Origin of the sequence: Neoalteromonas flava (assembly GCF_002807685.1) — a bacterium.
GTDB lineage: Bacteria > Pseudomonadota > Gammaproteobacteria > Enterobacterales > Alteromonadaceae > Alteromonas_E > Alteromonas_E flava.
In genome coordinates, this window is the sequence record NZ_PEAX01000008.1 from 53,913 (window position 1) to 66,389 (window position 12,477).

The following is a 12,477-nucleotide window of genomic DNA, read 5'->3' on the forward strand; positions in this document are numbered from 1 at the left end:
TGAAATATTGTCCAATTTTAATAGGCTGAGAGAGTAACCATTGTCAATCGTTAGAGTAGCATTGCCGGTGCCTATGCGCCGCTTGTTTGATTATCAAGCTGACAACGCCAGCGTAGGCTGCCGCGTGTTGGTGCCCTTTGGCAGGCGTGAATTGGTTGGCGTGGTCATTGCGCAGGTAACTGAGTCCTCGTTTGATGCAAGTAAAATCAAGCCGATTAAGCACGTAATTGATAGCGAAGCCGTGCTTGATGCGGAGCTTCTTTCGCTGGCTCAATGGTTAGCCGACTACTATCACCATGCCTTAGGTGAGGTGATTGCAACTTTATTACCTGCCGCGCTACGCAAGGCACAAAGTATCCAGCGACCAAGCATCGATTGGTTGGAATTGTCGTTAGCGGGTGAACTGCAGCTACAACAACCCTTGCGCGCTAAGCAGCAACAGGCCTTATTAACACTATTGAGTACCGCTCCTTTGCGCGCTGGAGACGTGCGTGAGCAGTTTGGGCAGTCCGTCATCAAAGCTTGTATTGAGAAGGGATGGGTTGAGAAAGTTAGCCGTGAAATTAAGCCGCAGTTGGATTGGCACCAACACTTAGAAATTGGTGCGGCCCCAACGCCAAATGCTGATCAAGCACTGGCTATTGCCACGATTTGTGCGCAACCAAAAGGGTATACTCCCTTTTTGCTTGAAGGTGTTACCGGCAGCGGAAAAACAGAGGTTTATTTGCAAGTCATCCAGCCACGTCTTGCTGCCGGCGAACAGGTGCTCATCTTAGTACCTGAAATCGGACTCACTCCACAGACTGTAGCGCGCTTTGAGCAGCGTTTTGGTCTGGCAGTAGGCGTGTTGCATTCAGGGATGACAGACAACGAGCGTCTGGCAGTATGGACGCAAGCCAAAGAAGGCAGTATTGGACTCGTGATCGGCACCCGCTCAGCTATTTTCACCCCTTTCAAACGACTGGGCATGCTCATCGTTGATGAAGAGCATGACGAATCCTATAAGCAACAAGACGGCATGCGCTACCATGCTCGTGATATTGCTGTATTGCGGGCTAAACGAGGCGATTGCGGCTTGCTCTTAGGCAGTGCAACACCGTCGTTTGAATCCTTACACAATGCGCTTACGGGTAAATATCAACTATTGCTGTTACAACAACGCACCGGCCAGGCGCAAATGGTCAATCAGCAAGTGTTGGATATTCGTGGCCAATCCATGAATGCGGGGATTGCTGACCCGATGTTAAGCAAGATGCGGGAGCACCTCGCAGCGGGTGGGCAAGTGATGGTATTTATTAACCGACGTGGCTTTGCTCCTAGCTTGTTTTGCCATCAGTGTGGTCATGTAGCGCAATGCGCCCGCTGTGAATCGCCGTTTACTGTGCACAAGGCGGTAGCACGTTTACATTGCCATCATTGCGATAACACGCAAAAGTTACCCCAGCATTGTGCCTCATGCGGCAGTAATGAGGTAGCCTTTCAAGGGGTTGGCACTGAGCAGCTCAAGGAATACTTGGACGCGGTTTTCCCCAATTACCGCAGTATTCGCATCGACAGTGACTCAATGCGTGGTAAACAAAAGTTGGCGAGTGCACTTGAGGAAATCAACGCCAATAAACATCAAATCTTGATTGGTACGCAAATCTTGTCAAAGGGGCATCACTTTCCGTTGGTGACTTTGGTGCTAGTGGTTGATGTAGATGGTGCGCTATTCAGTGCAGATTTACGTGCCACTGAAAAATTAGCACAGTTATTGACGCAGGTTGCAGGTCGCGCTGGTCGCGAGAATCGGCAGGGAGAAATGTGGTTGCAAACCCATCAACCGGACCATCCGTTGTTGCTTGATTTATTACACAATGGTTATCACCACTTTTCCCGCTACGCTTTAGCCGAGCGTCAGGCGGCACAAGCCCCGCCTTTTTACCACCATACGGTATTTCGCGCCGAGGCCAACTCGATCGAACCGGCTGAAGCGTTTTTACACGACGTGCAATTGTTGCTGCAGCCCAACTCAGCATTAACTATCCTTGGCCCCATTCCTGCCTTGATGTTCAAACGCGCAGGACGTTATCGTATGTTACTGGTGATTAAGTCGGCACACCGTTCCATTGTGCATAATGCGATTGCCGCGCAACTGGAAAATATTGAGTCGCTCAAAAGCGCAAATCGGGTACGTTGGGCTATTGATGTGGCGCCGACGGATTTGAGTTGATGCTAACGAATGTCACTGCCTTCATACGGGCGGTAGGTCAAGATAATACAATTGCTATTCTCGTCGCGATTTCCAACTATTGCTTTAACAGTGCTTTATGTAGAATGATGACATGTTAATGTATAACCTGTTTAATTGTTGCTGTGCAAGCGAGTGCGCTTGTTACCGAATTTATCAGTCGTGCTAGCCTGCTTACGACCATTATTAAAGTAGTTTATCTGAATGCCACATAAAGATTATGTCACACGCGGTCGCGCGACAAAACAAACTAAACCAGAGAAAAAGCCTACGCCTTGGCTTAATATTGCCATTGCGGTGGTAGTCATTGTTGGTTTTGTGCTCTTGCTTTGGCGTATCAAAGACAACGCGCCAGCGCCACAAATTGCACCGTCAGAGCCTGAGGTCATCGCCGATACTCCGGAAGAAGAATTGCCCGAGTTACCGCAAGAAGAATGGGAGTTCATTAGAACCCTGCCAGGTTACGAGGTTGAAGTTGAGCAGGTTGAACAGGTGACTAAGCGTTACCTAATGCAGTGTGGTAGCTTCCGCAATGAATCGCAAGCTGAAGAAATGCGGGCGCAGATCGCCATGACGGGTATGGAATCAATTGTGCGCCCGAGTGAGGGCAGCAATGGCCGCTGGTATCGAGTGATCCTTGGACCTTTTGAAAGTAAAAGAGCCGCAGAAAGTAGTCGCCACCAATTAAGCCGGATCAACATTCGTACCTGCCAAATCTGGTATTGGAACCTTTAGCGTATCGATGACTTGAAATTAGTCACGTGAGCCCCACCTTAGCTAAAAGAATTTAGCAAAGGAAAACGCATGACAACTATTGTTTCTGTGCGACGTGATAACCAGGTCGTCATCGCTGGAGACGGCCAGGTCTCCTTAGGTAATACGGTGATGAAAGGTAATGCCCGTAAAGTACGCCGCCTCTATCATGATAAAGTTTTGGCTGGTTTTGCCGGTGGTACTGCTGATGCTTTTACCTTGTTTGAGCGCTTTGAAAGCAAACTAGAGCAGCACCAAGGACACTTGACCCGAGCCGCCGTTGAATTGGCCAAAGATTGGCGGACTGATCGCATGTTACGACGCCTAGAAGCGCTATTGGCGGTCGCCGATCATACAGCTTCCTTCATTATTACTGGCAACGGTGATGTGGTGCAGCCTGAAGATGACCTGATCGCGATTGGGTCGGGCGGCCCCTATGCACAGGCTGCGGCAACAGCTTTATTGAAAAATACACAGCTTAGTGCTGAAGAAATTGCACAAAAGAGTTTATCTATAGCTGGGGATATTTGTGTGTACACCAACCACAGTCAAACTATCGAAAGTTTAAGCTACTAATCCCGAGCTACAAAAAGAGAAGAATTAATTATGTCGGAAATGACGCCAAGAGAAATCGTTCACGAGTTAGACCGTCACATTATCGGCCAACAAGACGCCAAGCGAGCGGTATCAATAGCATTGCGTAACCGCTGGCGACGCATGCAGTTGGAGCCAGAGCTACGTCAAGAAGTTACCCCAAAGAACATATTGATGATTGGTCCTACTGGTGTAGGTAAAACTGAAATAGCACGGCGCTTAGCCAAATTGGCAAATGCACCGTTTATTAAAGTTGAAGCTACCAAGTTCACTGAAGTCGGTTATGTGGGTAAGGAAGTAGAGTCGATTATTCGCGATTTAGCGGATATTTCGGTAAAGCTCACCAAAGAACAAGAGACTGCTAAGGTTAAGTTTCGTGCCGAAGAAGCTGCTGAGGAGCGTATTTTGGATGCGCTGATCCCTCCGCCGGAGAATTCGTGGGGTGAGAAAGAGGATGTGCCGAATAAATCGACACGCCAGGCCTTCCGTAAGAAGCTCCGCGAAGGGCAGCTTGATGATAAAGAAATCGAGATCGATGTGGCACAGCCACAAATTGGTGTCGAAATAATGGCTCCACCGGGCATGGAGGAAATGACCAACCAATTACAAGGCATGTTCCAGAACCTGTCCGGTTCGCAAAAAAAGAATAAGAAATTAAAAATTAAAGACGCTTTCAAATTGTTGGTTGAAGAAGAGGCATCTCGCCTTGTTAATCAAGAAGAGTTGAAAGAGAAAGCACTATTTAATGTCGAGCAAAACGGCATTGTGTTTATCGATGAAATCGACAAAATTTGTAAGCGAGAGGGCACTGGCAGTGCAGACGTATCGCGCGAGGGCGTGCAGCGTGATTTGTTACCGCTGGTAGAAGGCTCCACTGTATCGACCAAACACGGTATGGTGAAAACCGACCATATTTTGTTTATCGCGTCAGGGGCATTCCAGATGAGTAAACCATCTGACCTTATCCCAGAGCTACAGGGTCGCTTGCCCATACGAGTCGAGCTGGCGGCGCTTAAGGTTGAGGATTTTGTACGGATCCTGACTGAGCCGAGCGCGTCACTGACAGAACAATATGTCGCTCTGATGAAAACTGAAGGAGTTGATGTTGAGTTTGCAGAATCTGGCATCGCTCGTATTGCCCATGCTGCATGGCAAGTAAACGAAAAAACCGAAAACATTGGCGCTCGTCGTTTGCACACTGTACTCGAGCGTTTGATGGAAGATATTTCCTTTGATGCCTCGGAGCGCACCGGTGAAAAATTTGTCATCGACGAAGCCTATGTGAATAGCCATCTTGAGGCTCTGGTCGAAAATGAAGATTTAAGCCGTTTTATCTTGTAGCGGGCATACGGCATTCATTATACGGTTCCAGTAGTAAGTCGATAAATGTTTCGGTCAACGGGATCCCAGTGCCTTTCTCAGCTTCGATAAACATCGGGCTGGGATTGGCTTCTAGAAAATAATAGCGGCCTTCGTGGTCACAGCGCCAATCAATTGCACTCCATTGCATTCCGAATGAGTAGGTTATCCGTCGAGCAAGATTTTTCACCGGATCAGGAATCGAAACTGCTCCTGCGATAGTGTAATTGTCATCGCGGAAATCCACTTCAGCGCTATTGAATTCGATACTGAAGATGTCATTGCCGATGACGTAAGTACGAATATTGGTACCAGGGATGTATTCTTGCAGAGTGACAGGACTGCTCTGCAACACACTTTCGAGATATTCCTGGCTACGGTGGTCGGGTTGTACAAACTCGGTAAATGCCCCGCCATGGACTGGCTTGAATATCGCTTCACTGTGGCGCAGCAAAAAATGAAATGCAGCATTAGGACAATTGCCCGTAAACGATTTTGGAATTGTTGCCCCCATTGCCTTAGCGAGTTGCAGCTGGCGCGGCTTCATTTTGTGATTTTGAATGGATGCGTATGGGTTTATCCAGTTCAGACTCGGCTCAGCGAAGAATGTCTGTAGCATACTGATGGCATCTTGCGTGGCTATGCTGTTTTTGGTGCTAAGTGGCATAAGACTGCGCCAATACACCGAACAAATTTGATCAAAGTAAATGACTTCATGCGCAATCACAAGATGCCCATCCCCTAGGTTAGGGCTATAGCCAATCTGGCTGTAGCGGGGAAACAGTTGGGTATCAAAGACACGTGTTTGTCGGTTCCGTTTAGCCAGTTGCACTTCCACATGCTGTACGTGCGGATCGTCGCCATCACCAATGATTAAAGTTATCGGGGTTCGCACGGGGTGCTCCATTACATATTGCTGCAGGCCCGCAGGCCTGCAGTTTTGGTTACTATCAGGTTAAATCGGGCTCAGGCACGTATCCACCATCCTCGCCCAGTGCTTGGGTGTAGTATGTGGGGGGTCGGAGTAATTCGCGTTGAATTGCGCGCGCTTTACCATCATTCGGGCTCGTATTTGGGGTGGAATTGTCTGAAACCTTTGCACCTGCATTTACAGTCGTAGCAGTTTCTGCATCTAGAGTAGCAGTGCAAGGCGTAGCAAAAGGGTGTCGCATAGTAGTTCTCCAATTTTAAACAATTGAAGGATGCTGGCATTGAGCATGCAGCTTCAACACAGCTCCTTGTGTTTTCTCGCATTGCGAGAGTTCACACCTTGTGAACATGCCTAGATTAGCAGTTGTGACCCCGAGTGCTACTGGCCCTATGACTAGTCTTTGGGCTTATTGCATGCGCTCTTGCAGTCGAGGATCAGCCTGAATGCTGTCATGGAGGCCTTGCATGTAACTGTATTTGACCATTGAATAAGTGCCAATTACCCAAATCGTGTTGTAGACAACGGCGGTAAGCAAAAATGGGGGCGCATGGCGTGTGGCCAAAAAGTAAAAAAATAGGAAAACGCTGGCAATAATGAAAAGCATTATGGAATAGCCAATTACTAAATAATGCAAGCGGTGAATTTTGCCAAGTGGATTATCCATGTTACGTCCTTTGGGATTGAGTGATAAGGCCTGAGTACAGCTTAAACTCAGGTGCTCTGGTAGAGGTTAGGCTGCATCGGCATTATCGTACAATGCTTTAAAATACGCTGCCATTAAACTCGCACGATTAGTAATGTCCAGTTTGCGATAAATATTCGCGCAATGAAACTTTACCGTTCGCTCACTGATAAAAAGTTCACGTGCGATCAGTTTATTGGGTAAGCCTTCCATGATTTTCATGGCGACTTGGAGTTCACGCCGTGAGAGTTGTTCTAGTTGCGTTGATATAGTCATATTAGTCTCCTGGTTCTTCTTCCATTGAAGGTTAGGTTGGTTTATTAATCAGCGAGTTAGGCTCAACCTGCCGCAGCTCACCATTGATTAATTCATAAATCACATCTGCTTGTTGTAAAGTTTGCAACCGGTGTGCAATGAGTACGCGGGTAATCTTCAAGTTTGCGATATTGGCTGTGACCTGTTGTTCATTGGTCAGATCGAGATGGCTCGTCGCCTCGTCCAGAAACAAAATAGCGGGTTGGCGGTAGAGTGCACGAGCCAGCAGTATGCGTTGTTTCTGACCACCACTTAAAGTCGTTCCCATATCACCGACTAAGGTGTTGTATTGCATTGCCATAGTCATTACATCGTCATGGATACAAGCGACTTGAGCGACAGCGACAACTTTGGCCATGTCGACTTGTTCAGCAAAACAGGCAATGTTGTCAGCAATTGAGCCTTGTAATAGTTGATCATCTTGCATCACTGCGGCAATACGTTGGCGGTAGTCAGGTGATTGCTGAAGCGGTTGCTCATCTATTCGGACATTGCCTTCTTGCACCGCAAGTAAGCCCATCATGCATTTCATCAAGGTTGTTTTGCCGCATCCGCTGGCGCCTATGATAGCCACAGTTTGTCCTGGTTCAACGCGCAAAGACACTCGTGAGAATAGGGGGGCTTCCACTTGGCTATGGCGGTAGGTGATATCATCAACACTCAATGCTCCTGACCCCTGTGCTATTGATTTTAGACTGTTTGTGTAGCCAGAGTGATTTGGACTTAACGCACCAAGAAGAGGATCTTTTGGAGTGTAGACAATATCACTGAGGCGCGCGAAGTGCAGGTCGAGCATCTTAAAATCGATCCATTGTGTGATCAGGCTGTCCATGGCATTAATAAAGCGCGACTTATAGCTGATAAATGCATATAGCATTCCCACCGATAGCACACTGTCCATTACTGCAAGGGCCGCAAGATAAATGACAAGAAGATTCTCCAGACCAAATAGCAGCTGATTAATGCTTGCAAAACTAATATTCCAGCGACTGATTTGAATGTGTTTATTCATGCTGTTAGTGAGCTTATTCAGCCATTGATTCTGGCGTTGATTTTCTTGCGCGAACAACTTTACCGTTTGCAGCGCTCGAACTGACTCCATGAAGTGGCTGTTTTCATTCGCGGCAGCGACGATGGCTTCTTCATTTAAGCGTCGAATAGGGCGATAAAAGGTATATCGTACCAGTGCATAGAGCATAACAATGGCAATCACCACGGTTGCCAGTTTTACACTATAAATAAACATGACAATCAAAGTGACTGCCGCCATGAGCCCGTCCACAATTGCGGTGATAAGGCCGGTGGTAAACATTTCTCGAATTGCTCGCAAAGAGCCGAAGCGACTGACAATGTCGCCAACATGCCGTTTTAAGAAGTAATCCATCGGCAGTCGAATGAGGTGCTGAAACACGTTGCTCGACATTTGCAAACTGAGCCGATTGGACAAGTAAATAATACTAACTTGACGGAGCACTGAGACACCGACTTCTATCACCAGTAATAAGCCAAAACCTAGAGCAAGCGTGGTCAGGATCTGGTGGTTACTGCTTACAATGACATCATCAATCACGATCTGCATATAGAACGGGCTTGCGATTGCGAACAGCTGGAGCATTAACGAAAGCATGAGGATGATCACTAAACTACGCTTTAGGCCATGAATGCGTGACCAAAAGTGCTGCAACGTCAATTGTTGGCGCTGTTTTTGTGGAGTGAAGTCTTGATTCGGTGAAAGTTCTAATGCGATACCGGTAAAATGCTTGTCTGCCTCTTGCCAAGTCAGTTGTTGCTCACCACAGGCAGGATCATTGATCGTCAGCAAACGCTTGCGCGAGTTGACACTGACCAACACGACGAAATGATTCATATTCCAATGCAAAATACACGGTGTTTGCAGGGCAGCTAATTGTTCAAGTTCGAGTCTGAGTGCTCTGGAGCTAAAGTTTAAATGACTAGCAACGTCCATGACTTGTCGCAGAGTTGCTCCGTGCGCAGAAAGGGCAAACCGATGGCGCAATTGAGTTAAATCTGTTTGATAGCCATAGGTACCGGCAAGCATTGCTAAACAAGCCAACCCGCATTCACTGGCTTCTGTTTGCAATACCAAAGGTACTTTGGGTTTGGCTCGAAACGAGAACCAAGGAGAAAAATCAAGTGCTGCAACTGTCATTATAAGCGTCCTTGCAAACTGAAAATGGGTTCAAGCAACCATTCCAATAAAGTACGTTCGCTGGTGGCGATATCTGCGCTAAAGGTCATGCCTGGCTTCAACCTAACTTGCTGACCGAAAGCGTCGATAATGTCCTGCTGTAGCCTAGCACGAGCCACATAGACGGGCTCGTTAATAGCCACTGGTGCTTGGTTTAGTTCGTTGGGCAGGAGCACTGAAGCAGCAATTTCAGTTAATTCGCCCTGAAACAAACCAAACTTTTGGTACGGAAACGCATCATAGCGGATTTCAATGGACTGGCCGGCTTGCGCAAAACCAATGGCTCGGATAGGTAGCAACAGACGCGCCTCATAGTGACTATTTGGCGGCACAATATCGAGCACGTGCTGTTGAGCTTTAACCGCTTGCTCAACACTCACTTGAATACTGGTCACGAGCCCGCTGCGGTTGGCGATTAAATTGGAAGAACGTTGCCCTTGTAGTTGGAGAATTTTTTGCATCAACTCACTCTGCTCGCGGGTACGTTGAGTCGCTGCGCTGGCTTGTTGTTGCGGCAGCACTAAACGCTCTTGCTGCAGTTGCTCTAATACGCTTTGCTGGTTTGACCGCGTTAATTGCAAGGCGTGTTGTTCACTTTGCAAAGAGAGCTGCTGCTCACGTAATAACTCTATGTCATTGGCTCGGATTAAACCCTTTTCAAGTAAGCTCTGAAAGCGTGCTATCCGCTGCCCAACAAGGGTGATTTGTTGAAGCAATGTCTTCTCTTGACCTGCCATGTGGGTAAGCGCAACCCGAGCATGGTTGATCTTTTGCTGCAGCACCGTCTCGTGTAGTTCATCGATTTCTGCTTGTCGTTCTATGAGTTTCTGCAATTCTTGCAATTGTTGCTGATATTCAGTCAATAACTGAGCTTCTACAGTTTCGCCAGAAGGCAAAGGGGTCGCGTGTGAAATAGTCATCAACACGTCGCCTTTCTCAACGATTTCTCCTGGTTTCACATAGACCTGGGTAATAATTCCTGGCTGCAATGAGGTGAAGTGCCGGGCAATGCCGCCTGAAGGTTCTATCCAGCCGACCACTCGCTCTTGACGCGCGTAGTTGTGCGTCGACAGAAAGACAATAACAACGAGCAGCCAAGCAATCAGCACTAGCGTGATTACACTGTGCGATAATCTAGGCAGTACTAAAACATCACCATGTAGGCGATTGTTCTGGTGCGCCACAGCATTCGCTCTGAACAAGCTCCTCTCTGTTGTCTTATTGGTTGTCATTTTGCTCCTCGCAAAAATCTGTTGATGGTGAGTTATCCATCCTTGGATTATTTGGCGAACCCTGCCATTTCTCACTTCATCCTTGTTGCACCCAACACTATGGCTAATCGTCCGTAATTATTAGCGAACTCCCTGACATCACTTCCCTGACATCTCTTTGTTCTTTCCATACCACTGGGTACAGTGGACCGTTGTCATTCACGCTCCTTGCGATACTGCTACAACTCTCCCGCCAGCATTCCGTGCTGACGAAATTAGATTAGGTGGTGATGGTTTTTTGTACTACATGCGGAGGGACTCGCAAACAGCAGACTGCTAAGGCAGTGCTTTTTGTCTCGATGTTTAGACCCATGTCCTAATTTTTAGACTAGGTGTTATTGTTTTAAATCAATGTTTTAGCTAAGAAGTTATGACAAAAAGGGCAATAAATTAGGGATGTGCTATACCTTATATTTCACCGCTAACCTTATGTAAAACAGGTACCAGTAACGAGGTCATTTATGTTTATACCCAGTATTTTGCTTAAACAGTTGTATACCCATGGGAGTCTTACCAAGACCGATTCGGGCATTAGTTTCATGTTAAAAAACCGCCTAAAAGATGCGGTTGTTAATGAACTTCATTGGGTCAGTATTGACGGTAAGCAAATCGACAACGACAAAGTTAAAATTCAAGTCGGGCCTGACTCTGTGTTAACGGTTGAAGAGATCAACAACGGTCCTGATATCCCCTTCGAATTAAAGCAAACCTATACTGTATTTGTTGAGTTTGACGCCGACGTTAGCCATGAGAAACGTAAAATCGGGATTTCATTTAAAGCCAGTCCGTTTGGAAAATTGAAATTTGAAGTTGAAGATGTTGTGTCTGCAAGCGATAAAAAGCCTTCGCATATTCCGCGTGACCCACATGATGATTACGGTCCTGCGATGATCAAAGCCCGTCAAGAATATTTTGCTTCACGTACCGGCAACAGCATTAATCATGTAGGCAAATATTCTATTGATCCTAACTCGTTAAAAGGCAACGTAGAGCACTTTATTGGTGTTGCCCAAGTTCCCATCGGTATTGCTGGCCCTGTGACCATCGACGGTGAATATGCCAAAGGAGATTTTGTGGTGCCGCTGGCGACCACGGAGGGCACGTTGGTAGCGTCTTATAATCGTGGTATGAAGTTACTTAATATGAATGGTGGGGTCAAAACGACGGTGGTTGATGATTGTATGCAGCGAGCGCCTGTTTTCGTCTTTTCTGATGCCCGCGGCGCCCGTGACTTCGCCAAATGGTTGCAGGAGAATATAGCAATTGTGCGGCAAGAGGCTGAGGCCACTTCTAGTGTGGCGAAGCTCACCTATATTGATACTTACTTATCGAATAAATTTGCATTTTGCCGCTTTAACTATCACACCGGAGACGCGGCTGGCCAGAACATGGTTGGTCGGGCAACGTTTGCCGCCTGCGGTTGGATCTTGGATCACTACCCAGGTATCGAAAACTTTTACTTAGAAAGTAACTTTGCTACCGACAAGAAAGCATCGCAGATCAATATCATGCGTACGCGGGGTAAACGGGTAACCGCCGAGGCCACAATTAAACGTGAGCATTTGTTGAATGTTATGCGGGTTGATCCAAAACAGATTGATTACCATGGTCGCGTGGCAGGTATTGGTTCATTTTTATCAGGCGTGAATAATACCGGTTTGCACTCGCCTAATGGGATCACCGCAATGTTTATAGCTACGGGGCAAGATGTGGCGAACGTCTCGGAGTCATCAGCCGGCATTTTGTACTCTGAACTTACCGATGCGGGAGACTTATATCTTTCATTGACTATTCCTTCATTGATAGTCGCAACCTATGGTGGCGGCACAGGTATTGGCACTCAAAAAGAGTGCTTGGAGTTACTCGACTGCTTTGGCCGTGACCGGTGTAAGAAATTTGCTGAGATTGTGGGTGCAGTCGCACTTGCGGGAGAGATATCTCTGGCTTCAGCGATTTCTTCGCAAGATTGGGTATCGTCACATGAGCAGTATGGACGCAACCGTTAAGAGGCCTTCTTAATAGCCACAGAATATGTGCATTAATTCGAGCCAAAAAAAGCCCTCATATTTTTTTGAGGGCTTTTATTTTTGCTAGTTCTGACTAAGGAACTTGGTTAGTAACGGCGCCTATTAA

Annotated in this window: 11 protein-coding genes; 5 read left to right on the top strand and 6 right to left on the bottom strand. The window is 47.1% G+C overall.

The window, feature by feature from the left end; all coding sequences use genetic code 11:
- Positions 1–40 precede the first annotated feature (40 nt).
- From priA to hslU, 4 genes are all read left to right on the top strand, one after another.
- Positions 41–2,212 carry a primosomal protein N' gene (gene priA / locus CSH92_RS16020; protein ID WP_100658662.1) on the top strand — a complete coding sequence of 724 codons (2,172 nt, stop codon included), beginning with the start codon at positions 41–43 and terminating at the stop codon, positions 2,210–2,212.
- 222 nt (positions 2,213–2,434) lie between these two features.
- The gene (locus CSH92_RS16025) at positions 2,435–2,965 is read left to right on the top strand and encodes an SPOR domain-containing protein (protein ID WP_100658663.1); all 531 of its coding nucleotides are present in this window, start codon (positions 2,435–2,437) and stop codon (positions 2,963–2,965) included.
- 69 nt (positions 2,966–3,034) lie between these two features.
- The gene (gene hslV, locus CSH92_RS16030) at positions 3,035–3,559 is read left to right on the top strand and encodes an ATP-dependent protease subunit HslV (RefSeq protein WP_100658664.1); all 525 of its coding nucleotides are present in this window, start codon (positions 3,035–3,037) and stop codon (positions 3,557–3,559) included.
- Between the two features lie 30 nt (positions 3,560–3,589).
- On the top strand, positions 3,590–4,918 hold the full coding sequence (gene hslU / locus CSH92_RS16035) for an HslU--HslV peptidase ATPase subunit (RefSeq protein WP_100658665.1): 1,329 nt from the start codon (positions 3,590–3,592) through the stop codon (positions 4,916–4,918).
- Here hslU and CSH92_RS16040 read toward each other — a convergent pair.
- The 6 genes from CSH92_RS16040 to CSH92_RS16065 all read right to left on the bottom strand — a co-directional run bounded on the left by CSH92_RS16040 (position 4,908) and on the right by CSH92_RS16065 (position 10,305).
- Positions 4,908–5,831, bottom strand: coding sequence for an ATP-grasp domain-containing protein (locus tag CSH92_RS16040; RefSeq protein ID WP_164084775.1), 924 nt, complete (start codon positions 5,829–5,831; stop codon positions 4,908–4,910). The genes hslU and CSH92_RS16040 overlap by 11 nt on opposite strands.
- Positions 5,832–5,886: 55 nt before the next feature.
- A complete protein-coding gene (locus CSH92_RS16045; RefSeq protein ID WP_100658667.1) occupies positions 5,887–6,108 on the bottom strand; it encodes a hypothetical protein in 222 nt (73 codons plus the stop codon).
- A 165-nt stretch (positions 6,109–6,273) separates the two neighbouring features.
- The gene (locus tag CSH92_RS16050; protein WP_100658668.1) at positions 6,274–6,531 is read right to left on the bottom strand and encodes a hypothetical protein; all 258 of its coding nucleotides are present in this window, start codon (positions 6,529–6,531) and stop codon (positions 6,274–6,276) included.
- Positions 6,532–6,597: 66 nt separating this feature from the next.
- Positions 6,598–6,825, bottom strand: coding sequence for a helix-turn-helix domain-containing protein (locus CSH92_RS16055; RefSeq protein WP_100658669.1), 228 nt, complete (start codon positions 6,823–6,825; stop codon positions 6,598–6,600).
- A 31-nt stretch (positions 6,826–6,856) separates the two neighbouring features.
- Positions 6,857–9,034 (bottom strand): peptidase domain-containing ABC transporter, encoded by a 2,178-nt coding sequence (locus tag CSH92_RS16060; RefSeq protein ID WP_100658670.1) that lies wholly within the window; start codon positions 9,032–9,034, stop codon positions 6,857–6,859.
- On the bottom strand, positions 9,034–10,305 hold the full coding sequence (locus CSH92_RS16065) for a beta-barrel domain-containing protein (protein ID WP_100658671.1): 1,272 nt from the start codon (positions 10,303–10,305) through the stop codon (positions 9,034–9,036). The genes CSH92_RS16060 and CSH92_RS16065 overlap by 1 nt, the downstream gene beginning before the upstream one ends.
- A gap of 500 nt (positions 10,306–10,805) precedes the next feature.
- Between CSH92_RS16065 and CSH92_RS16070 the strand changes: the two genes are divergently transcribed.
- The gene (locus CSH92_RS16070) at positions 10,806–12,350 is read left to right on the top strand and encodes a hydroxymethylglutaryl-CoA reductase (protein WP_100658672.1); all 1,545 of its coding nucleotides are present in this window, start codon (positions 10,806–10,808) and stop codon (positions 12,348–12,350) included.
- Positions 12,351–12,477 lie beyond the last annotated feature (127 nt).

Excerpts from the sequence above, each read along its gene's own strand:
- hslV (WP_100658664.1), top strand. The coding sequence starts at position 3,035 with ATGACAACTATTGTTTCTGTGCGACGTGATAACCAGGTCGTCATCGCT.
- hslU (WP_100658665.1), top strand. The coding sequence starts at position 3,590 with ATGTCGGAAATGACGCCAAGAGAAATCGTTCACGAGTTAGACCGTCAC.
- CSH92_RS16055 (WP_100658669.1), bottom strand. The coding sequence starts at position 6,825 with ATGACTATATCAACGCAACTAGAACAACTCTCACGGCGTGAACTCCAA.
- CSH92_RS16045 (WP_100658667.1), bottom strand. The coding sequence starts at position 6,108 with ATGCGACACCCTTTTGCTACGCCTTGCACTGCTACTCTAGATGCAGAA.
- CSH92_RS16050 (WP_100658668.1), bottom strand. The coding sequence starts at position 6,531 with ATGGATAATCCACTTGGCAAAATTCACCGCTTGCATTATTTAGTAATT.
- CSH92_RS16060 (WP_100658670.1), bottom strand. The coding sequence starts at position 9,034 with ATGACAGTTGCAGCACTTGATTTTTCTCCTTGGTTCTCGTTTCGAGCC.
- CSH92_RS16070 (WP_100658672.1), top strand. The coding sequence starts at position 10,806 with ATGTTTATACCCAGTATTTTGCTTAAACAGTTGTATACCCATGGGAGT.
- CSH92_RS16025 (WP_100658663.1), top strand. The coding sequence starts at position 2,435 with ATGCCACATAAAGATTATGTCACACGCGGTCGCGCGACAAAACAAACT.
- CSH92_RS16065 (WP_100658671.1), bottom strand. The coding sequence starts at position 10,305 with ATGACAACCAATAAGACAACAGAGAGGAGCTTGTTCAGAGCGAATGCT.